Source organism: Halobacillus kuroshimensis DSM 18393, from assembly GCF_000425705.1.
GTDB lineage: Bacteria > Bacillota > Bacilli > Bacillales > Halobacillaceae > Halobacillus > Halobacillus kuroshimensis.
In genome coordinates this window covers 366049-385992 of the sequence record NZ_AUDY01000008.1, presented here as the reverse complement: position 1 = coordinate 385992, position 19944 = coordinate 366049, and the positions used below count along the sequence as shown (strand labels likewise).

At 49.1% G+C, this 19944-nt stretch carries 23 protein-coding genes and 1 riboswitch; of the genes, 5 read left to right on the top strand and 18 right to left on the bottom strand.

Features of this window, described 5'->3' with window-relative positions; genetic code table 11:
- Nucleotides 1-1083: 1083 nt before the first annotated feature.
- From H615_RS0103805 to H615_RS20845, 3 genes are all read right to left on the bottom strand, one after another.
- Entirely contained in the window at nt 1084-2058 is a 975-nt protein-coding gene (locus H615_RS0103805; protein ID WP_027953898.1) for a Gfo/Idh/MocA family protein, read from the bottom strand.
- A gap of 124 nt (nt 2059-2182) precedes the next feature.
- Entirely contained in the window at nt 2183-3217 is a 1035-nt protein-coding gene (locus H615_RS0103800) for an NAD(P)/FAD-dependent oxidoreductase (protein WP_027953897.1), read from the bottom strand.
- A 286-nt stretch (nt 3218-3503) separates the two neighbouring features.
- On the bottom strand, nt 3504-3917 hold the full coding sequence (locus H615_RS20845; RefSeq protein WP_035531227.1) for a hypothetical protein: 414 nt from the start codon (nt 3915-3917) through the stop codon (nt 3504-3506).
- A gap of 119 nt (nt 3918-4036) precedes the next feature.
- On the opposite strand from H615_RS20845, the gene H615_RS0103790 reads away from it, so the two are divergent.
- Nucleotides 4037-4243 carry a hypothetical protein gene (locus H615_RS0103790; RefSeq protein ID WP_027953895.1) on the top strand — a complete coding sequence of 69 codons (207 nt, stop codon included), beginning with the start codon at nt 4037-4039 and terminating at the stop codon, nt 4241-4243.
- Between the two features lie 49 nt (nt 4244-4292).
- On the opposite strand, the gene H615_RS0103785 is transcribed toward H615_RS0103790, so the two are convergent.
- The 4 genes from H615_RS0103785 to H615_RS0103770 are packed head-to-tail and all read right to left on the bottom strand — an operon-like array spanning nt 4293 to nt 7918.
- Nucleotides 4293-5000 (bottom strand): LutC/YkgG family protein, encoded by a 708-nt coding sequence (locus H615_RS0103785; RefSeq protein WP_027953894.1) that lies wholly within the window; start codon nt 4998-5000, stop codon nt 4293-4295.
- Entirely contained in the window at nt 4987-6423 is a 1437-nt protein-coding gene (locus H615_RS0103780) for a LutB/LldF family L-lactate oxidation iron-sulfur protein (protein WP_027953893.1), read from the bottom strand. Before H615_RS0103780 ends, H615_RS0103785 begins: the two co-directional genes overlap by 14 nt.
- Before the next feature lie 16 nt (nt 6424-6439).
- A complete protein-coding gene (locus H615_RS0103775; protein WP_027953892.1) occupies nt 6440-7156 on the bottom strand; it encodes a (Fe-S)-binding protein in 717 nt (238 codons plus the stop codon).
- A gap of 57 nt (nt 7157-7213) precedes the next feature.
- Nucleotides 7214-7918 (bottom strand): FadR/GntR family transcriptional regulator, encoded by a 705-nt coding sequence (locus H615_RS0103770; protein ID WP_027953891.1) that lies wholly within the window; start codon nt 7916-7918, stop codon nt 7214-7216.
- Between the two features lie 219 nt (nt 7919-8137).
- Here H615_RS0103770 and H615_RS0103765 point away from each other — a divergent pair, with 219 nt between their 5' ends.
- Complete coding sequence (locus tag H615_RS0103765; protein WP_027953890.1) at nt 8138-8947, top strand: ZIP family metal transporter; 810 nt, start codon at nt 8138-8140, stop codon at nt 8945-8947.
- A gap of 332 nt (nt 8948-9279) precedes the next feature.
- On the opposite strand, the gene H615_RS0103760 is transcribed toward H615_RS0103765, so the two are convergent.
- The 7 genes from H615_RS0103760 to H615_RS0103730 all read right to left on the bottom strand — a co-directional run bounded on the left by H615_RS0103760 (nt 9280) and on the right by H615_RS0103730 (nt 14388).
- A complete protein-coding gene (locus H615_RS0103760; RefSeq protein ID WP_027953889.1) occupies nt 9280-10299 on the bottom strand; it encodes a thiazole biosynthesis adenylyltransferase ThiF in 1020 nt (339 codons plus the stop codon).
- On the bottom strand, nt 10296-11063 hold the full coding sequence (locus H615_RS0103755; protein ID WP_027953888.1) for a thiazole synthase: 768 nt from the start codon (nt 11061-11063) through the stop codon (nt 10296-10298). The genes H615_RS0103760 and H615_RS0103755 overlap by 4 nt, the downstream gene beginning before the upstream one ends.
- 2 nt (nt 11064-11065) lie before the next feature.
- Nucleotides 11066-11269, bottom strand: a complete 204-nt coding sequence (thiS, locus tag H615_RS0103750; RefSeq protein ID WP_027953887.1) for a sulfur carrier protein ThiS — start codon at nt 11267-11269, stop codon at nt 11066-11068.
- Nucleotides 11266-12390: a glycine oxidase ThiO gene (gene thiO / locus H615_RS20840; protein ID WP_035531224.1), complete on the bottom strand. Its 1125-nt coding sequence runs from the start codon at nt 12388-12390 to the stop codon at nt 11266-11268. The genes thiS and thiO overlap by 4 nt, the downstream gene beginning before the upstream one ends.
- A 4-nt stretch (nt 12391-12394) precedes the next feature.
- Entirely contained in the window at nt 12395-12994 is a 600-nt protein-coding gene (tenI, locus tag H615_RS0103740) for a thiazole tautomerase TenI (protein WP_027953886.1), read from the bottom strand.
- Nucleotides 12991-13686 carry a thiaminase II gene (gene tenA, locus H615_RS0103735; protein ID WP_027953885.1) on the bottom strand — a complete coding sequence of 232 codons (696 nt, stop codon included), beginning with the start codon at nt 13684-13686 and terminating at the stop codon, nt 12991-12993. The genes tenI and tenA overlap by 4 nt, the downstream gene beginning before the upstream one ends.
- A gap of 109 nt (nt 13687-13795) precedes the next feature.
- Nucleotides 13796-13903: riboswitch (TPP riboswitch) on the bottom strand.
- 44 nt (nt 13904-13947) lie between these two features.
- Nucleotides 13948-14388, bottom strand: coding sequence for an NUDIX domain-containing protein (locus tag H615_RS0103730; protein ID WP_035531222.1), 441 nt, complete (start codon nt 14386-14388; stop codon nt 13948-13950).
- A 159-nt stretch (nt 14389-14547) separates the two neighbouring features.
- Here H615_RS0103730 and H615_RS0103725 point away from each other — a divergent pair, with 159 nt between their 5' ends.
- The 3 genes from H615_RS0103725 (at nt 14548) to H615_RS0103715 (ending at nt 16184) form a co-directional block, all read left to right on the top strand.
- Nucleotides 14548-15339 carry an SDR family NAD(P)-dependent oxidoreductase gene (locus H615_RS0103725; RefSeq protein ID WP_027953883.1) on the top strand — a complete coding sequence of 264 codons (792 nt, stop codon included), beginning with the start codon at nt 14548-14550 and terminating at the stop codon, nt 15337-15339.
- A gap of 312 nt (nt 15340-15651) precedes the next feature.
- Nucleotides 15652-15900 carry a hypothetical protein gene (locus tag H615_RS0103720; protein ID WP_027953882.1) on the top strand — a complete coding sequence of 83 codons (249 nt, stop codon included), beginning with the start codon at nt 15652-15654 and terminating at the stop codon, nt 15898-15900.
- 50 nt (nt 15901-15950) lie between these two features.
- A complete protein-coding gene (locus tag H615_RS0103715) occupies nt 15951-16184 on the top strand; it encodes a hypothetical protein (protein WP_027953881.1) in 234 nt (77 codons plus the stop codon).
- Nucleotides 16185-16438: 254 nt separating this feature from the next.
- On the opposite strand, the gene H615_RS0103710 is transcribed toward H615_RS0103715, so the two are convergent.
- The 4 genes from H615_RS0103710 to H615_RS0103695 all read right to left on the bottom strand — a co-directional run bounded on the left by H615_RS0103710 (nt 16439) and on the right by H615_RS0103695 (nt 19794).
- A complete protein-coding gene (locus tag H615_RS0103710; protein WP_027953880.1) occupies nt 16439-16897 on the bottom strand; it encodes a 2-thiouracil desulfurase family protein in 459 nt (152 codons plus the stop codon).
- Between the two features lie 71 nt (nt 16898-16968).
- Nucleotides 16969-17901: an L-histidine N(alpha)-methyltransferase gene (gene egtD / locus H615_RS0103705; RefSeq protein WP_035531220.1), complete on the bottom strand. Its 933-nt coding sequence runs from the start codon at nt 17899-17901 to the stop codon at nt 16969-16971.
- Nucleotides 17898-19148 carry an ergothioneine biosynthesis protein EgtB gene (gene egtB, locus H615_RS0103700; RefSeq protein ID WP_027953878.1) on the bottom strand — a complete coding sequence of 417 codons (1251 nt, stop codon included), beginning with the start codon at nt 19146-19148 and terminating at the stop codon, nt 17898-17900. Before egtB ends, egtD begins: the two co-directional genes overlap by 4 nt.
- A gap of 13 nt (nt 19149-19161) precedes the next feature.
- The gene (locus tag H615_RS0103695; RefSeq protein ID WP_027953877.1) at nt 19162-19794 is read right to left on the bottom strand and encodes a flavodoxin family protein; all 633 of its coding nucleotides are present in this window, start codon (nt 19792-19794) and stop codon (nt 19162-19164) included.
- Between the last annotated feature and the right edge of the window lie 150 nt (nt 19795-19944).

The following is a 19944-nucleotide window of genomic DNA, read 5'->3' as shown; positions in this document are numbered from 1 at the left end:
TTTCAAAGATTGGTGAAACGTTTCGATTTAAGTGTACAAAACTATAGGATATTGGTAAATACGATAATAGTATTAATTATTTTAAATTTCAGATAGTAACTAAGGTTAAAGTAATGGTTATTTTTTCTAATAAGTAACGGTAAGGATCAATAAAGCTGAATTATCTTAGCCTCCGCTATCAGCGTTTTACTGGCGGTACCCAAGCCTGGGGTACTTTCAAATAAGTCGTCCACAAAGGTTTTAAATAAAAGGGGGGATTTTCTATTGGAATAAAAGCTGCATTATGTTATACTTATCAAGCGATGAGCTGAATTGCATAAGACGAGATTGACGCGCCTTTATGGTAAGGCACTAATGTGGAGTGCTGTCACTCGCCGCAATACGCAAAGACGTCCTTTATAGGACGTCTTTTATTTTTGGAAAATGAGATCTTCCATATTATGTTATCCCTTATATTCTATTAGAATCAGGGCTTAGTTCTTTCTGTTCTTTTAAATCTTTTCTTAATTTCTCTACTTTCTCGAACTTCCTTACAGTCAGCAATGAAAAAACACTAACTACAATATACTTTATCATTATTTCGTCTTTATTTTGCTCAATAATTTTTTCCACCAGAATGTTCCTTTCTTTTTTTTTCAAGTATATTATAAAAGAAAGCACCGCATGAACATTACCTCTTAAAATTCAGCCTCCACTTATAGAAGACTTGATTTCGAGGTGTGTGTGCGAATCAATTACTCCAATCCATTTATTGATACTACAACAAGCTTTGGAAAAGAGTGATCGTTATAAATAAACTAGATAAACAACCAGCAGACAATAATGTTATCATTTTCCACCGGTTTATTTTATTTGAAGGTTTTACAGCCTCTTTAGACACTATAACCCACACAGCCATAGATAAGATAACTAAAAGAAATAGAACCTCTTGAGACATATTTCACACCACCCTTATTTATATATTACGAGCGGCTTACTATAGAGTTTCAAAAATCATCCCATTCCACCTATCATCTCGAGGTTGAGTCTCCTGCCCTTTTCTTGAAGACTCAACCTCGAGATATGAAGTACAAACATTCAATATCAATAATAGTCTTTTAACAATTGATCCATAACACGGTTGGTCCGAAGAGCCGCCCCCCCTGTACTCGGACACGTCCCTTTGCCCGTAAGCTCATGAACAATCGACTCGATATGCGGCTGCTGGATATGCTTGGGATGTTCAATAGTAAACTCTTCTTCTCCCTTTTCTGTAATCAGCTTCACCGGCTTATCATCAAATGTGGAAAACTGGATTTCTCCTTTTGAGCCGACGATCCGGTTGTTATCTTCATGTTTGTACGAGGAGAAATTCCACACGCCTGTGCCTACCGCTCCAGATTCAAACCGCCACGTCCCGCTGACCGTATCTTCTGCCGGGTACACGTCAGCGAGGTTGCAGGCCGTGCCTTTCACGTCCTTCAGCGGACCTAGGAGAAAATCAAAAAGGTCGAGGGTATGGGCACCCACATCATAAATCAAGCCGGCGCCGCTCGTTTCCGGCATGACGCGCCAAGGCCAGTTCCCTTGCTCGTCTTTTTCCGTTAAACGCTGCGTCTGTTGTATGGACACAAACCGGACATCGCCGATAGCTCCATAGTCGAGCAGCTCTTTTACCTTTAAAAACCTCGGAAGCGATCGGCGGTAATAGGCAACAAACAGGGACACGCCGTGCTTTTCGCAAATCTCCACCATCTCGGCACAAGCCTCGGTACGGTCTGCCATCGGTTTCTCCACATAAACAGGCTTACCCGCTTCTGCTGCCATGAGCGTATATTCCTTATGAGATGAAGGCGGTGTGGCTATGTAGACAGCATCCACTTCATGGTCATGAATCAGTGCTTCTGCTTTGTCATACCATTTCGGAACACCGTGACGCCGGGCGTAGTCTTCGGCCTTTTCCCCGTCTCTTCTCATAACGGCCGTGAGCGAGCTGTTGTCAATCCGTTGAAAAGCCGGACCGCTTTTAACTTCTGTTACATTGCCGCATCCTATGATGCCCCATCGAACTGTTTTCATTTGTTACTCCTCCTGTCTTGTTTCAACGATGTAAAATAGCACTCCCTTTTCTTCCTTCCATGTCGACGAAGGATTTTCCTGTTCGTAAAAGAAAAAACCCCTGCTTTACGCAGAGGCTTTCCAATCAGGAAGAAACCAGCTGTTCTTCCTTCCATTTTTTATTGTATTCATCCATACGCTCATTGTGTGAGGAGACCATCGCACGGGCACTGGCCTCTGGATCGATGTACTGCTTGGCAAGGTTCACCGCATTGGCTGCATCCTGGAATGCACCGGCAATCAAGTGAAGCTTTCCTTCGTGATGAAGAATGTCACCGGCTGCGAATAAGCCCGGGACTGAGGATGCACTCTGGGCAGAACCTTTTATGAAGAAGTCATCCACCCGCTCCAGCGGGATCGGACTTTGGTCAAGAAGGGATGCATCGCGGTTGAAGCCATGGCTGATGATGACTTCATCGACATCCAGCATTCTTACCCCATGTTCCGGATGGGTAAGCGTAACCTGACTGATCTCCGTTCCTGCTTCATTGGCGGTCAACGTCTCGATGGCGGACTGCTCATTCAACTCCACGCCCTGCTCGATGAGAAGGTCAATACTCGCTTCATGACCTTTCAGTTCTTCCCGGCGGTAGACGAGATGCACACGTTCCGCAATGGGAGCCAGTTCATTCGCCCAGTCGATGGCTGAATGACTTCCGCCCGAAATGACTACACGCTTGCCTGCAAAGCGCTGAAAGGACGGCACGGTATAATGAAGGTTGCTGACTTCAAACTTCTCCGCTCCCTTGACATCCAGTTTCTTCGGTTCGATGATGCCGCCGCCGACAGCGACAATCACAGATTGCGACCAGTGCACTTGTCCATTATGGGTGGTGAGTTTAAATGTACCGTCGACCTTCTCGATGGACGTTACCTTTTCTCCCAGCACGATATCCGGATCAAACGTCGTTCCCTGCTTTACGAGGTGATCGATCAACTGCTGTCCGGTGACAGCCGGAAGACCCCCGACATCCCAGACGATTTTCTCAGGGTATACATGCACCTTTCCGCCGAGAAACGGATGGCTTTCTATGATTTTCGTTTTCATATTTCGTAAACCGCTGTAAAAAGCTGAGAAAAGCCCGGCCGGTCCTCCGCCAATAATCGTCACGTCGTGCATATGTATCCGCTCCCTTTTTTGATCTGTTACACACATTATAGTGAAAGTGAGAATCATTTTCAATAAGAATCGTCAAAAAGAAAACAGTTCCCGCTTAACAGCAGAAACCGCTTCATATACAATCACCTTCTATGAATAGCTGAGCAGAGATCAAAAAAGCCGAACACATTGCAGATGACACCGCCCGCGAGGAAAAACCAAAGCAGGAAAAGAGCCCCCTCTCCCCATGTACTTACGGATATATAAAAACAAGGGCAGCGCCAGACCTCCGGAGGTCCTTTTCAGTTTACATCCGGCTGTCTTCATAGTTGCCCTCCTTTTCGTTCATGAGTAAGCTGAGAAACCTAATCATCTTAAGCACGACTGCATAAAGCAGAGCACTGCCCGCCCCCCATCCTGATAGCAGGAGAACTTCCTCCGATTTCACAAAGAAAACATCCAGCATGCACCCGACAGCACCTCCCGCCAGGATCCAAATAAAAAGACGAAGCGGTGGGCGTATCGGAAAGCTTTTTTGAACAGATGTAATGATTTTGTCAGCCAGCGTTCCTCCGATTAGAAAGAGCGGGAATGTAAAGCCAAAAACCATGACCGAATAGTCATATCCTGTGCTTATTATGTTCCAAATGATACTTAAACTGATGGCAGCTAAAAAGGCGGCCAGAACTCTAATAAAAATACAAGATTCCCCCAGACTCATTGTCTATTCTTATGTAAAGTGTTCTGTTTTCTATCACCTGTCAAGTGGATATGGTAAGATAGGAACAGCCCCTGCCAAGACAACCAGCAGGACAACGTGATTGACAGGAGGAAGCCGCTATGAAAGACAAATTGAAAAAGGATGAATGGTTCCATTACATCATCGCCATCGTTGCCCTGGCGTCCGGACTGCTTCATTTCTTCTTTAATTGGGATTATTACCATCATCACCATTACTTAACTTCAGGACTGCTGTTCTTTACCATTGGTCCTGTCTTATACGTGGTTTGTGCCTTCGCCTATTACCGGGCAAAAACTCACGATTGATTGAAAAAGGGCGTGCATGTTCCGTGCACGGCCTTTTTTTGTTCAACACTTACATATCATCGACGACGATGTAGGTCGCCTTCACGGGACCGTGCACTCCGACAATCAGGTTCATTTCAATATCTGCGCTGTTGCTCGGACCTGTAATAAAGCTCACGCATGAGGACACAGGCACCCCTTTTTTCTCCTGCTCATGAATGATTCTTGCTGCCTGCGTCATCCTTGGGACGAGCGTGCTTTTAGGGATAACCGCTACAAAGGTTTCCGGCAGCAGGCTGATTGACCTTCCGTTCCAACGGTCGTTAAAAAGGGTAACGGTCCCTGATTCAGCAAGGGTCACATCGCTGAACACGATGCCGGCCCCGGCCTTTTCCGCGGTGGTTACGTTCTTCCGTCCTTCCTGCTCATCCCACACATGAACATGGTAACCATCCTGTCTCATTGTTTCATAGATATCAGAAAGACCGTACGCTTCCAGACGGGGACCGCCGGCGCTGACGATGTTTTGAATATGATCCTCATCCCATACATGCCTCAAGGTTTCTCCAAGCTCATCAGCCGTCGTTACGAGACAATTCGTATGAATAATCTTACACTGCTCCTTTAGTTTTTCCAGCAGCTGGTCCTGGTCTGCTCCTTGAAAGACCCGCTCCTGAGGCTGTACGGAGTATGCTGGTCGTTCGGCGCTTGTTCTCCGGTCCCTTCCCAGTTGTCCGGCGAGTTGATCCAGGAAGCGTTCCCGATTATAGACGGTCATCTTTCTCCCTCCTTTTCTCCCGTTCATCAAACCACGTTCGGAAGCTCTTTTTCGCTGGTGCCGGAAAATCCCGTGCTGCCGTCCACGCCTTCATCGGACCGGGCCCATTCTTGATCGACCCGTCCTTTGTCCACGGTTTCAATACCGTTCCGGCCATTTTCGTACTGAGTTTATAAGCAGCAGGCGTCGATGCCCATTGTGCAAAACCGGTCATAGCGAGCCGCTCCGCTTTGGTCGTTTTCTGTTCCTTTTCCACGATGATTTCCCTGTGGCGGATCAAATGTTCATGAAGCGGGATTTTCACCGGACAGGCTTCGGTGCAGGCTGCACAAAGACTGGAAGCGTAGGGCAGCTCCTTATGGTCTTCATACCCATCAAGCAGCGGCGTAAGGACAGCCCCGATCGGTCCCGGGTAAATGGAATTGTACGAATGTCCGCCGACATGGCGGTAGACCGGACAGACGTTGATACATGCCGCGCACCGGATACAGTGGAGGGCGGACTGGAATTCCGTTCCTAAAATCTTCGAACGGCCGTTATCGACGATGACCAGATGAAAATCTTCCGGGCCGTCCACTTCATTTTCCAGACGGGTGCCTGTAAGCGACGTAATGTAGCTTGTCAGCTTCTGCCCCACCGCCGCGCGGGTCAGCAGGCTGACAAGCACCTCCAGCTCCTCCCATGTCGGTACGATCCTTTCCATCCCCATCACAGCAATCTGTGTGTCCGGGAGTGTACTGACCATACGGGCGTTTCCTTCATTCGTAACGAGCGTCACGGTACCTGATTCGGCTACCGCAAAATTACAACCGGTTACACCGATATCCGCTTCCAGAAAATCCTGCCGGAGCTGCTCGCGGGCAAAAGCGGCCAGTTCCTCCGGGTCATCGGTTTTCGTATAGCCTTTTTTCTTAACGAACGTCTCTCTGATCTGGCTCTTATTTTTGTGAAGGGCAGGCGTAACGATATGGGACGGGGGATCTTCATCGAGTTGCAGGATCCATTCGCCAAGATCCGATTCCACAACTTCACACCCACTTTTCTCAAGCGCTTCATTCAAGCCGATTTCCTCGGTTACCATTGACTTCGATTTGACGACTTTCCGGGCCTGTTTTTCTTCAGCGACCTTCTGTACATACGTGTTGGCTTCCTCGGCTGTCTCAGCAAAAAATACCGTTCCGCCCCGCTTCTCCACCTGCTCACTCAACTGATACAGGTAGTAGTCGAGGTTTTCCATTGTATGTGTGCGGATCTCCTCTCCAAGCGTGCGCCAGTCCTCCCAGTCTCCGAGCTCTTCCGCCGCTTTTAACCGCCCTGTCCGGAAACGGCCCTGTGCTGAGCTGACGGCATGGCGCATAAACGTGTTGTCGATCCCTTCCTGAATCCGGTCTGCATACGTTTTCGTTCCAATCTTTATACTCATTTGTCCGCCCTCCCCGTTATTGGCTGTTCAGAACTTGAGCGATGTGCAGCACTTTCACGTCTTCCTCGTTCCTTGATAAGCGTCCGCCGATATTCATGAGGCAGCCCATATCGCCGCCGATTAAGTATTCCGCTTTTGTCTCCGTGACGTGGCACGATTTTTCCTCCACCATCTGCGCAGATATGGCCGCATTTTTCACAGCAAAGGTCCCGCCGAACCCGCAGCAGTCCTCCCCTTGAGGCAGGTTGATCAAGGTGAGCCCCTGGACATTTTCCAAAAGGCGGCGCGGCGCATCTTTTACTCCCAGCAGCCTCGTCATATGACAGGAGGGGTGGTAGGTAGCTGTACCTTGAAAAGTAGAGTGAACGTCATCGATGCCTAAAACGGCTACGATAAACTGCGTCAGCTCGTAAGTTCTTCCGGCTAAATGTTCTGCGCGTTTCCGCCATTCCGGTTCGTCCCTCAAAATATGTGGATATTCTTTCACCATCTGCACACAGGAACCTGATGGACCCACGACATACTCGGATGCTTCAAACGCGGTAATCATCTGCTTGACGGCTTGTTTGGACTGGGTTGTGTACCCACTGTTATAGGCGGGCTGTCCGCAGCAGGTCTGACCGGCTGGAAAATCTACTTCACACCCGCAGCGCTCCAACAACTGGACCGTGTCTTTCCCTACATCAGGCGTGAAGGTATCACACAAACAAGTAATAAATAACGATACGTTCATGATTCATCCTCCCTTTTAATCATAAGGTCATCTGATGACTTAGACAGAAACATTTCATTATGAAATGATTCCACTGAGCGATTCTCTGACGTGATTCAAATGTTCCACCATAAATGCCTGTGCTTCCTCGTGTTTTTCTTCCTTTATGGCAGCAAAAATCCGTTGATGCTGGTCCAACAGCTGACGTGTACCTTCTTCGGTGTGAAGGAGCTTCCTTGTCTCCCGCATGCCCTGCATCATAACTTCCGACACGCTCTGCATGAGGTGAAACAGCATTTGATTGTGAGCTGCTTTTACAAGCGCCATATGGAATGCCAGGTCCGCCTGTTCGCCGATGTCACCATTTCCCTTCGCTCTTTTCATCTCAAAAAGAGCCGCTTCCATGGCCTGAAGGTCTTCTTCTGTCCGCGATAAAGCCGCCGCTCCTGACGCACCAACCTCAAGGATCTGCCGGACTTCCAGCAGTTCTCTCATATCCTCCGGCTTCATTAGAAAAGCAACAGAGGTTGGAACAGTGAACCGGGCAGGATCGAACGTTTTGACATACGTGCCTTCTCCCTGATGCATTTCAAGAATGCCCATGGCCCGCAGCGCACTAAGTGCTTCCCTGATCGCTGATCGGCCGACATCAAAGCTTTTGGCCAAAGCTTCCACACTGTCCAGCTTATCCCCCGGCTTCAACCGACCTTCCTTTAAAGATTCCAATAACGAATCCGCAACCTGTTCATAAATTTTCTTTCTCCGAATCGGTTTATACTCCACGCCATTTCCCCCAGCTCCATCTTTTATTTTAAGTTTACTTTATTCTTCCAATCTTTGAAAGCGTTAACGATAAATTAACAAAAAATTATGAAGGTTTCCTGAGGATAAAGTTCGGTTAAAGAACCGCAAGCTGTCCTTTTGACGTTTTTACTAAGCGCATGTAAAATGACCGCATAAATAAATTTTGCACAAAGGCAACTTTAAGAAAGGTGATGAATCATGATTGACATATTCAAGGAAATGAATCCTGTAATGCAGGCATTTATTGGTACATTATTCACATGGGGCATGACGGCCTTAGGCGCTTCTCTTGTATTTTTCGTCAAGGGTGCCAATCAGAAATTTCTTGATAGCATGATGGCTTTTGCGGGTGGTGTCATGATTGCGGCTAGTTACTGGTCTCTGCTGGCACCGGCTATTGAGATGTCCGCAGAAGGACCCGTACCGAACTGGGTACCGGCCGTTGTCGGGTTCCTTCTTGGAGGGGTGATGCTCCTCTGGATCGACCGTCTTCTGCCCCAGATGGACACTGATAAATATTTAGGGGATATCAAGGACAACAAAGCCAAAAACCGGACGGCTCTGCTCGTCTTTTCCATGACGCTGCACAACATTCCGGAAGGGCTTGCTGTCGGTGTGGCCTTCGGCGCACTTGCTTCCAGCGGGACAGAATCCACACTCGCTGGTGCGGTCGCCCTGGCGCTCGGAATCGGGATTCAGAACTTCCCGGAAGGAACCGCCGTATCCATGCCTCTCCATCGTGATGGGATGGGCAAAAAGAAAAGCTTTATGTTCGGGCAGTTTTCCGGCATGGTCGAACCGATCTCTGCTGTCGTCGGTGCCGTTGCAGTCATTTTCATTGAACCGATTCTCCCTTATGCCTTAAGCTTCGCTGCCGGAGCGATGATTTTTGTTGTGGCTAAGGAAATCATCCCGGGTTCTCATGAAAAAGGGAACGTGAACCTCGCTTCGATCAGTCTCATGATCGGTTTCGCCATCATGATGACGCTCGATGTCGCTCTGGGGTAACGATGTGCTTACCTATTGGAAGAACTGCTCCCTATATTATGCAGAGTGGTCACGTTCCGCTTTTTGGTGGATGCTTGCCGCGGGCACGGCCTCAGCTAACTTGGGCAGCAAAATCACCTGCCCAAGTGGTTCTTCGGTCCGCGCTGTTCCCGCAGGCGTCACCACCAAACACTTCACAAGACCTTACTAAATGACGAGATGAAAATAGGGATGGGTTGACTTGAACCCTCATCAGCTTAAAGCGGTTTGCCGTAGCTTCAGGAGGCATTAGAAAAGAACACGTGCTCTCTACAAATGGAAAAAAGCTCAGAGACAGGGTCTCTGAGCTTTTTTTATCCTGTATACCGATGATAGAGTGTTTTGGCTTCAGCTACATCCTGGGTTCCATGAATGAGGGCACGTCCATCCTTAAAGAACACCATCCGTTTATCCCCTGTCGTAAACGATAGCAGGTACGGGTTCTTCTCCACCTTGCCCTCCTGACCGGCAAGCGTCTCCGCGAGAACGGTCAGGTTCCATTCCTGCTTCGATGCCGGGCGGATCTGCACAGAGTCACGCCCGCAGAGGACTGCTGTCTTCATCTGCTGGTCATAGGATAAGAATGGATAGGATGCCTCTCGGCCGCATGACGGACAGTCATCCTTTTTCACGCTGGAGACGCCGATGGCTGAATGCTGATTCGTCCATAGATCAAAAGAAACAAGTTTCTTCCTGACAGCGCCCCAGTCTTCGACTAAGAGCTTCATAGCTTCTGCTGTCTGATGAGCGGTCACCATTTGGACCGCTGGACTGATAATGCCTGCGGTGTCACACGTCAATCCTCCAAGCGGCACCTGCTCCATCAAGCAGTGCAGGCACGGCGTATCTCCCGGCAGAATAGTATAGCTGATGCCGTAGCTTCCGACGCAGGCCCCGTAAATCCAGGGGATCTGATGCTTTTGAGATAGATCATTGATGATCATCCGGATATCAAAATTATCAGTGGCATCAATGATGACATCAACACCGTCCAGAAGTGGCTCCAGTTCAAGCGGTGTCGCATCGATGACTTTTGCATCAATGATGACCTCACTGTTTACCTGCTCCAGCCTCTGCCGGGCAGCGACCGCTTTCGGAAGCCGGGTTTCAGCGTCCTTTTCTGTATACAGCTGCTGACGCTGAAGGTTGCTCCATTCCACATAATCGCGGTCAATGATCGTCAGTTTTCCCACCCCGGCGCGCACGAGATTTTCAGCGGCACCGGTTCCGAGGGCACCTGCCCCGATGATCAGCACATGTTTGCTGCTGATTTTCTCCTGCCCCTTTTCCCCGATGGGCTGGAACAAAGTCTGTCTTGAATATCGGTCGTTCATGTTCGGCTCATTCCCTCCATTGGACTGCTGGCCGCAGCATAACGCTTTTTCGGGATCCTCCCTGCTTCAAACCCGAGCCGTCCGGCCTGTATGGCAAGCTTCATCGCTTCCGCCATTTTCACAGGATCATCGGCGGCAGATACAGCAGTATTCAACAGCACACCATCAGCACCAAGCTCCATCGCCGCTGCTGCATCGGCTGGTGAACCGATGCCCGCATCCACAATGACCGGCACTTCTGCCTGTTCAATAATTAAATCCAGCTGATGCGGGTTGAGAATCCCCTGCCCTGACCCGATCGGGGACGCCCCGGGCATTATGGCGTGGGCTCCCATTTCTTCCAGTCTTTTCGCAAGGACGACGTCATCGGACGTATAAGGAAGAACCGTAAAGCCTTCCTCCAACAGCATTTCCGTCGCTTTCAACGTTTCGACAGGATCAGGCAGAAGCGTTTTTTTACAGCCGATCACTTCTACCTTAATCATATCGCAAAGTCCGGAAGCTTTGGCTAATTTTGCATGCCGCACTGCCTCTTCTGCATTTTCCGCCCCTGCCGTGTTAGGCAGGAGTGTATAACGGCCGACGTCCAGCTGTTGAAGCAGGTCCGGCTGCTGCGGTTCAAAAATGTTCATTCTCCGGACGGTAAAGGTGAGGATATCGGTTTCCGATACGTCTACAGCCTTTTTCTGCGTTTCAAAATCAGGATATTTCCCTGTCCCCAAAAGCAGTCGTGAGTTAAACGTGAAATTTCCAATCTTAAGCATTATTATCCCCCTCCTACGAATTGGACCAGTTCAATTTGGTCACCTTCATGCAGCTGTGAATTTCCGTGCTCGCTTTTTTCTAATATGGTGTCGTTCAGTTCCACCATGACCACCCGGCTATCCAATTGAAAGTGACTCAGGAGCGTACGGACATCATCCAGATGGTCAGGAATCTCATGCCACTCGCCATTTAACTTCACATTCATGATAAACCTCCTTCTATCGTGATGAAGCTTTGTCCACTCGTCACCCAGTCAGGATCCACCGACTTCCCCTCGATTTGATCAGCCATCAGCTTTCCTGTCACCGCTGAAAGCAGGATGCCGTTCCGATAATGGCCTGTCGCCATCCATAACCCCTCTTTTTCAGGATGAGGGCCGACATAAGGAATGCCGCTTTTCGTCTGCGGCCGGATTCCGGCCCACGTATCTTCCATTTCGGATTCCCGAAGTGAAGGAATGAGGCGGCGGGCTTTTTCCATCAATTGAAAAAGGCCCTCTAAGGTAACAGACTCATCGAAAGAACCCACCTGTTCAGTGGCGCCGATAACGAGGCGGTTTCCGGCCTTCGGAACGATGTAGCAGCCTTTTGTGAAAAGGGTCCCTGTGATGAGCGGGCGTTTCGTCCAGACAGAAAAGCACTCCCCTTTGACCGGGTACGTTTCCACAATGGTGCGTTCAGCATTCAGCAGTGAAGCACTCCATGCCCCGGCCGCTGCGATGACCGCATTCCCTGTATACGTGCCTCCGATGGTTCTGACTCCAATGATCCGACCGTTTTCTTCCACCAAGCCGGTGACGTCCGTGTGTTCCAGGAAATCCGCGCCGAGTGCTGCGGCCGAAGCGGCAAACGCTTTCGTCAGCTTTGGTGCGTCCACCTGACCGTCCTCCGGCAGGTATAAAGCTCCCCAAAAACGGTCCGAAAGAGCCGGCTCTTTTTGACGCATCTCCCCGGCATCCATCCACTCGGCCTTCTCCCCGGCAGTCTCCTGGAACCGCCCCAGCTGCTGCAGCGATTCCGCTTCCCCTTTGGAGGAGGCGATTTTATACAGCCCTTTCTGCTGCAGCCCGATGTCTATTCCGCTGAGCTCCTTCAACTCGACTGCCAAGGAAGGAAACATCGCCCGGCTCGTTCTGGCCATTTGAAAGAGTGAATCGTCCCCTTTCAGTTCGGACTGAGCACCGAGCATACCGGCGGCGGCGCTTGATGCCTTCTGTCCGGTTTTCCCCCGGTCGATGACGAGCACTTTTTTCTGCCGCCTGGCAAGCTGATAGGCCACAGAACTGCCAATGACTCCTCCACCTACAACGATTGCATCGTAAAACATCCCTTCATCTCCTTCCTAATCGGTATCGATAACGGCGGACCGCCTCTTCCGCATCGTCTGCTAAGAGAATGCCGGACAGTACAGCCGCTCCCGATGCTCCAGACCTCTGAAGGCGGCTGACATTTTCCGGTTTCAATCCTCCTATTGCGGTGACAGGCAGAGATACTGCCTGTGTGACCCTCTGCAGAGCCTCTAGCCCGCGGCCCGTCAATCCAGGCTTGGACGCTGTCTCAAAGACATGTCCGAACAAAATAAAATCTGCTCCCCGCTTTTCCGCGGTGATAGCTTCTTCCATGGAATGGACCGAACACCCAACGTTTAAAAAAGGAAAAGCCCGCTTAACCTCTTCGACCGGAAGGCTGTGCCCGGCCAGCTGCACGTGAGGCACTGCTTTTGCCACCGCCACATCCACCCTGTCATTGATCACGAGCTTTTCAGTCGGAAACCCGAGCTCTGTCAAAGCATCTATAGTTCCCGCTATTTCACTTGCGGACCACTGCTTTTCTCGAAGGTGGAAGAAATCAATCATTGGTTCAATCGCAGCCACCCTTGTGCACAGTTCCTCCCGGGACTGCCGCCCAGTGGATATGACATGCAGTTTCATTCACGTCCGGCTGCGATCGACTGTTTTATATCAAATGGCCATTCCTCCATACGGTAAGCCATTTCCCAGAACATATATTCATACTGACTGCTGATGATAAACAATTCCTTCATCCTGGCTCTGCCGCCATCTGTTTTCGCTTCTGCCAGTTCATCGAGGCGCTGGATCTGCTCCTCTACAAGCGTCCGGAACCAATCCCCGCCGTAAGCCGCGATCCATTCCTGGTAGACCGGTTCTTCCGGCGACGACTCTTTCAAATGTTCGCCGACTTCATAATACAGCCAGTAGCATGGAAGAATCGTCGCAATCACATCCCCTAAGTCCCCGTTATACGCTCCTCTGTACATATGGGACGCATAAGCATAGGCCGTTGGTGCCGGTTTGAACTGCTCCCGCTCTTCCTGCGTAATGCCCAGCTGCTTCGAAAAATTCTCATGAAGCCCAAGCTCTGCTTCGTACGTACTCTGAGCATGAGACGCCATATTGGCCATGACAGCCATATCTTCAGACTTTGCAGCTCCCAATGACTGGACACGGGCAAAATGGGACAGGTAATAGGAATCCTGAAGCACATAATAGCGGAACTTTTCGAGAGGAAGCGTTCCCTCTCCAATCCCCGTTACAAAAGGATGCTGAAAGCTTCCCTCCCAAATCTCATCTACGGCTTTTCTAATTTCTTCTGAAAATTTCATGTCCACTCTCTCCTTTGTTGAACGATCCGCCACTGATTTTTCCCACTAAAAAAGCCACTTTCCCCGGCATAGGAAAAGTGGCTGATATACATTTATTTTCATAGACATGTATAGGTATCGGCCACTTCCCTACGCTGGTATAAACCAGATCAGGTTCCAAGAGTCTTAAAGCATTACTTTAATCTCAGCCTTTGAGAAGGCACCCCTAGTGGATCGCTCGCTATTCAATTCTCTTTCATCGTAACACGTTAGAATTTTTTGTCAAAAACAGATTTTCGACTGCCGTTCCACTGCTTTCTGGATACTGTTGGCTGTCCAGGGAGGAATCGGGACGGGACTCTCGTTCAGATCGGGCTCTACCCAGACCATGTCCGCCACTTCTTCCGGACTCTTTATATAAGGCTCTCCTTTAAAATCGGCAGTTAAAAATACGACATTCAGAACCTGGATATCCCCGATTAAAAAAGTATTGCTGTGCACATAGGTAAGGTCCCCATCCAAAATGAGGCCGATTTCCTCTTTGATTTCACGGCGGACGTTATCTTCCAGCACATCAAGGGAATCCGGACTGAACTCCATTTTCCCTCCAGGCAGCGAATAGAGGCCGCCGGCATGCTGCTCTTCCGGTGACCGCTGAATGAGCAGAAACTGACCGTTTTTCATAATGGCCGCTTCTACGTTTATGATATAAGAATACGACATATACAAACCTCCTTTTTTAACCAATCCTTACCAAATTCGACACGACACACCAAACTCCTCTCCTTCCCGGAGAAAAGGTTGGTGAGCATATTCATTGTGCATCTTTCTCAAAAGCCGTACGATACTCTTTGCAATAAAAGATAAAGAGGTGTTCCAACCATGGATTTACAACTTAGAAATAAACTTGTCCTTGTGACCGGATCTACACAAGGAATCGGAAAAGAAATTGCGAAAACTTTCCTTGAGGAAGGTGCACGCGTCGTCATTAATGGACGTACTCAGGAAAAGCTCGATCGTATTGTAAACGAATTAAATCCTCACGGAGATATTCAAGGATTTGCTGCTGACGTGTCGACCAAAGAAGGCGCAGATGCGCTGATCCAAAAAGTCGAGGCCATCGGTGACCTGGATGTACTTGTGAATAATACAGCCATGTTTGAAGTGAAAGATGTCGAAGATGTAACCGATGAGGATTGGATGAGTTACTTTGAAACCAACATCATGAGTGCCGTGCGTTTGTCGCGTCATTTCCTTCCCAAAATGCTTGAACGGGATACCGGCCGGATCCTGAACATTTCCAGTGAAGCCGGCGTGAAACCGCTGGCGGAAATGATTCCTTATTCCACAACAAAAGGTGCGATTAACTCCTTGACCCGCGGCCTGGCGGAGCGTACAAAAGGCACCAGCGTAACCGTTAACGCCGTCCTTCCTGGACCGACATGGACCGAGGGAGTAGCCGGGTTCATGAAGGGAGCAGCAGAGAACGCAGGCGAAGAGTTGGAATCCTTTACGAAGGATTACTTCAAAAACAATGAGCCGACCTCTCTGATCCAGCGCTTTGGTACGGTGGAAGAAGTGGCAAGTGTCGTTGTCTACCTCGCTTCTCCGAAAGCTTCTGCCATTAATGGAGCAATGCAGAAAGTCGAAGGCGGCATCATCCGATCTGTGTAACATGAATGTCTTCCAGACACAGCGGCAACACTTTCTAGAGCAAATCAAAGATCGTTTTCTCTAGAAGCCCTTCTTTTTCTGCGGAATCTGTTTCGCTTACGAAGAACATTGGGTGGTGACGCCTGCGGGGAAAACACAATCCGAAGATCCACTGGATCAAAGGGTTTCCTTTCCAAGTCAGTTATCCACTGATAATGGCTATCTGCACGGAAGGCAGGTCATTTTATCCATTCTAAAAACACCCGTTCTTTCAGGACGGGTGTTTTTTTATGCTCATCTCAGGTAAAATATGGCTCGGAGAGGAGGAAATCAATGACACAACTGAAGGTCCTTTCTGCGTGGAACATCCTTCCCGCTGCGCTTTTGATCACAGCTGGATGGTACCTGCTGGATGACAGCTCTGCCAATAACGACACCGCAGCCACCCTTCTTATCCTGTTCTGGGCCGTGAAAAGTGGGCTGGACGGCTGGAGGTATTATTTAATCCGTCAGAAAAAGCATGCCTTCTTGAACTTGGGCCTGAGTGCTGTCAGCCTTGCCCTGTTTTTTTATGTCCTTTAAAGGAAGGCAGTAAGGAAAGAGAACCATCCACTTATAAGGAGCGGATACATATGTTAAAAAAGATTCGAATCTTCCTGTCCGTCATAATCGTCTTTATGTCCGGCTACGGATTATGGTCAGGTACATCAGGAGACCTTTTGTCTTTCACTCTCGCATGTTTAGCCGTTCTCATGGTTATTCTTGGTGTTGAAGAACAGAGAGAAACAACCAAAAGACGCGCCTCATTATACTATGCCGTCTCTGTTTTCTGTCTGTTTACTTCTATTGCGGGATTCATCCAGTAAAAAGTGTTCCATGAGAAGGGCTCTCAGCTTTTAGAAGGACCTGTTGTTATTCCAGTGCCTTCAGAAGCTGCGACCTTTCCCTTCCCGTGGACGAGCTAAATTGGATCAGGGGAGTTCAAGTGGAGGGTTCGGTGGTTACGCCTGCGGGAAAGCACGAGCCGAAGGTCCACCGATAAGCGGAACGTGACAATCGCAGACTCACTCTTGGAGAAATACTTTTTCTACATGAGGAGAGCCCCCTAAGAGGGGGCTCTTTACACCAACGTATGGATAAAATCGATCTCACTCATCACTTGAATGCCGTTCCGTTCAAGCAGGGCCGCTGTGACCCCTTTTCCGGCAACCTGCCTGCCGCTGAACGTGCCGTCATAGACGAGGGTACTGCCGCAGGACGGGCTTCCCTCCTTCAACACCACCGTATCAATCTGCAGATCTCTTACTGTTTCCAATGTCAAATAAGCGCCTCTTATGTACGTCTCTGTTACATCGCTTCCTGTCTTTTCCATTACACGGGCCCGTCCTTTCAGCACATCCTCCCCATCACCGCCGACAATCTCTGCCGGGGGACGCGGGACCATGAACCCTCCCAGCAGTTCCGGGCAGGCGGGAACCGCTTTCTTTTCCAATATTAACTTTTGAATTTTCTCCTGGAGGCAGTCGGTGCCATCATAGCGCACTTTCATACCAGCCAGACAGGAACTGATTAAAATCACCCTTCTCTTCCTCCCTTAACTCTATTTGAAAAAGGAAATCCAGACCCTTAAAAAGAGTCCGGGCCTTCCTCCTAAACCACTTCCATCAGACAGACACTGAAATACTCTCTTTCATCTGATACGACACGCTGAAGCAGAAATCCGCTCGATCTGCCCAGCTGGATGATGTCTTCTGGATCGTATTTATAGGAGTTCTCTGTATGGATTCTTTCCTGCTTCTTCACTTCAATGGTATGCCCTCCGACGGAAAGAACTTGATCCCTGACGCTTTCCAGATGCATTTCAATCCTTCCGGCACTTGAATTATAAAAAGCCACATGGGAAAAACTCTCCACATCAATGGACGCTTCATGCTCACGATTAATCCTTGTGATCAGATTTTTATTAAACGCGGCGGTCACCCCTGCCGCATCATCATAGGCCGCTTCAATGACCGTTTCATCTTTTTTGCGATCAACTCCGAGGATCAGCTCATCGCCGGGTTCCAGGAGACTTCGGATATTTCCGAGAAAACGCTCTGCCTCCCCCGGTTCAAAATTTCCGATCGTGGAGCCTGGAAAGAATATGACTTTCTTCTTCCCTTTCAAATCAGGGAGTGTAAACGGCTGTGTATAGTCCGCACTGACGCCCTGAATGTGAATCTCCGGATAGGATGTCTGCAGCTGAGTCACCGTATCCGCCAGAAATTCTTCAGAAATATCGATCGGGATATAGCTTTCAATGTTCTTCACATGATCCAGCAGAATTTTCGTCTTTTTACTGCTGCCGCTGCCCAGCTCAATCAAGGCGGATGGTTCATGGAAAACTGATTTCCATGTGCTCAGGTTTTCCAGAAGAATCCGCGCTTCTGTCCGTGTCTGGTAATACTCCGGCAGATCTGTAATCTGTTCAAACAGCTGCGATCCCTGCTCATCGTATAGAAATTTAGAGGAAATCCATTTCTTTTCTTCAAAAAGACCGCTGAGTATATTGGATGGCGCCTTTACATTCAAATGCGTCTTCATACATCCTCCGCCAATCGGAAGCCGCTGAACTGCCAGCGCATCTGCGGATGGAAAAAGTTGCGGTACGTCGCCCGGATATGGGACTGCGGCGTGACACAGGCGCCTCCTCGGAGGACGAGCTGATTCGCCATGAATTTGGCATTGTATTCACCTAGAGCCCCGTCCAGTGGTTTATTTCCCGGGTAGGGAACGTATGGGCTCTGGGTCCATTCCCATACATCGCCGTATGCCTTTTCCATCGTTCCGTCTCCCTTATAAATGGAATGCGGCTGATACTGTTCGTGCTCCATAAAGTGACCATCCACTTCAAGATTTTCCATGGCATGCTCCCACTCCTGTTCAGTCGGAAGCCTGCGGCCGGACCATCTCGCATACGCGTCGGCTTCGTAAAAGCTCACATGGCTGACCGGAGCATCGAGATCGATTTTCTGCAGACCGGAAAGTGTGAACATGTGCCACTCCCCGTCTTTGTTCACCCAGTACTGAGGATGTTTCCACTGATTTTCCTTCACCGTTCCCCAGCCGTCTGAAAGCCAGTGCTCGGGCTGTTCATAGCCACCCGATTCCATAAACTGAATGAACTCCCCGTTCGTTACCGGCCTGTTGGCAATGCGGTACGGATGAAGATACGTTTTGTGCCGCGGCCCTTCATGATCAAAAGCAAACCCCTCCCCGTTATGACCGATATCCGCTACCCCTTCTTTGAATTCAAAGAACGAAAGCTCAGGGGCACGGCCATAGGAAGCATCCACCTGCTCCTTGAATACCGGATAAAGCGGGTTAAAGGAAAAGTTGTATTTGATGTCCATTAAGATAAGCTCCTGGTGCTGCTGCTCGTGCTGCAGACCAATTTCCACAAGCCCGTCAATATCTGCGTCACCGACACGTTCAGCAAGCAGGCGGCTCATTTCCTGATCCACATGACGGCGGTAATCCATCGTTTCCTCCACCGTAGGGCGGGTAATCAAACCCCGCCTCTCCTGCGGGTGGAATTCTCCGACGGTTTCATAGTAGGAGTTGAAGAGGAATAAGAAAGCCTCGTTATAATGCCGGTAATCAGGAATGTACACTTCCAAAATGAATTTCTCGAAAAACCAGGTTGTATGCGCCAGGTGCCATTTCGTCGGACTCACATGCTTGGCCGCCTGTACAACAAAGTCTTCCGTCTTCAGCGTTTCAACAAGCTTTTCCGTAAATGTTCTCGTTTCTGTATAGAGACTTAATACACTTTGATGGGTCGTTTCCATATAGCAGCTCCTTTTACTCTGTGGTATTGCCAACAGCAGGGATAGGATTTTTCTTAAAAATACGGGCCAGGTGCAGCGTATTGTAGGCAAGCATCTTCACATGACCTTTTGTAAACTCATTCTCCTGTCCGCCGCCTTCATCCAGATAAGACGCGCCGGGACCGGCTTCTCCGACCCAGTAGGCATCCACATTCGGAGGAATGACGAAACCTATATGGGAAAGGCCGTAAATCATAGAGGCAGCGGCGTGCTTGGCTCCATCTTCGTTCCCAGTAATGACGACGCCTCCGACTTTGTTGTAGTAGACCGCCTGTCCTTTTTCATTCGTTTCACTGCTGCTTCCATACAAACGTTCCATCGCCACACTTGCGATGCTGCTTTTCTCCCCGAGCCAAAGCGGTGTTCCGATCAGAAGGATGTCCGCTTCTTTGACCTTTTCAAAAATCTCCGGCCACTCATCTCCGTCCCCGAGGTCCTTCGCCACGCCGTTTGGAATATGATAATCCGCCAGACGGACGGTTTCCGTATGTACCCCTTCGTTTTCCAGGATATCGAGAACCTCCCGCCCGAGTGCTTCGGTATGGGATGTCTCCTCCGATGTTTTCTTTAAACTACAGTTCAAGAGCAGCGCTTTCAAACCTGTCATCGTGTCAAACCCTCCTCTTAAGTATATTGAATGTTCATTCCCTTCTGACTTTATTTTAATCCTGCTTTTTCCAATTTGTAAGGTAAATTACAAAAACTTCACACATGTTTACATTTGATTGTGGGCATTTTAGAAAAGAAGTATGGATAA

Coding starts and splice junctions, on each gene's coding strand:
- H615_RS0103695 (WP_027953877.1), bottom strand. CDS start 19,794: ATGACAGGTTTGAAAGCGCTGCTCTTGAACTGTAGTTTAAAGAAAACA.
- H615_RS0103755 (WP_027953888.1), bottom strand. CDS start 11,063: ATGCTTAAGATTGGAAATTTCACGTTTAACTCACGACTGCTTTTGGGG.
- H615_RS0103800 (WP_027953897.1), bottom strand. CDS start 3,217: ATGCACGACGTGACGATTATTGGCGGAGGACCGGCCGGGCTTTTCTCA.
- H615_RS0103725 (WP_027953883.1), top strand. CDS start 14,548: ATGGATTTACAACTTAGAAATAAACTTGTCCTTGTGACCGGATCTACA.
- H615_RS0103785 (WP_027953894.1), bottom strand. CDS start 5,000: ATGACCGTCTATAATCGGGAACGCTTCCTGGATCAACTCGCCGGACAA.
- H615_RS0103760 (WP_027953889.1), bottom strand. CDS start 10,299: ATGAACGACCGATATTCAAGACAGACTTTGTTCCAGCCCATCGGGGAA.
- thiO (WP_035531224.1), bottom strand. CDS start 12,390: ATGTTTTACGATGCAATCGTTGTAGGTGGAGGAGTCATTGGCAGTTCT.
- H615_RS0103775 (WP_027953892.1), bottom strand. CDS start 7,156: ATGAACGTATCGTTATTTATTACTTGTTTGTGTGATACCTTCACGCCT.
- H615_RS0103720 (WP_027953882.1), top strand. CDS start 15,652: ATGACACAACTGAAGGTCCTTTCTGCGTGGAACATCCTTCCCGCTGCG.
- H615_RS0103730 (WP_035531222.1), bottom strand. CDS start 14,388: ATGTCGTATTCTTATATCATAAACGTAGAAGCGGCCATTATGAAAAAC.
- H615_RS0103780 (WP_027953893.1), bottom strand. CDS start 6,423: ATGAGTATAAAGATTGGAACGAAAACGTATGCAGACCGGATTCAGGAA.
- tenI (WP_027953886.1), bottom strand. CDS start 12,994: ATGAAACTGCATGTCATATCCACTGGGCGGCAGTCCCGGGAGGAACTG.
- H615_RS0103765 (WP_027953890.1), top strand. CDS start 8,138: ATGATTGACATATTCAAGGAAATGAATCCTGTAATGCAGGCATTTATT.
- H615_RS0103805 (WP_027953898.1), bottom strand. CDS start 2,058: ATGAAAACAGTTCGATGGGGCATCATAGGATGCGGCAATGTAACAGAA.
- egtD (WP_035531220.1), bottom strand. CDS start 17,901: ATGAAGACGCATTTGAATGTAAAGGCGCCATCCAATATACTCAGCGGT.
- tenA (WP_027953885.1), bottom strand. CDS start 13,686: ATGAAATTTTCAGAAGAAATTAGAAAAGCCGTAGATGAGATTTGGGAG.
- H615_RS20845 (WP_035531227.1), bottom strand. CDS start 3,917: ATGAGTCTGGGGGAATCTTGTATTTTTATTAGAGTTCTGGCCGCCTTT.
- H615_RS0103790 (WP_027953895.1), top strand. CDS start 4,037: ATGAAAGACAAATTGAAAAAGGATGAATGGTTCCATTACATCATCGCC.
- H615_RS0103715 (WP_027953881.1), top strand. CDS start 15,951: ATGTTAAAAAAGATTCGAATCTTCCTGTCCGTCATAATCGTCTTTATG.
- egtB (WP_027953878.1), bottom strand. CDS start 19,148: ATGGAAACGACCCATCAAAGTGTATTAAGTCTCTATACAGAAACGAGA.
- thiS (WP_027953887.1), bottom strand. CDS start 11,269: ATGAATGTGAAGTTAAATGGCGAGTGGCATGAGATTCCTGACCATCTG.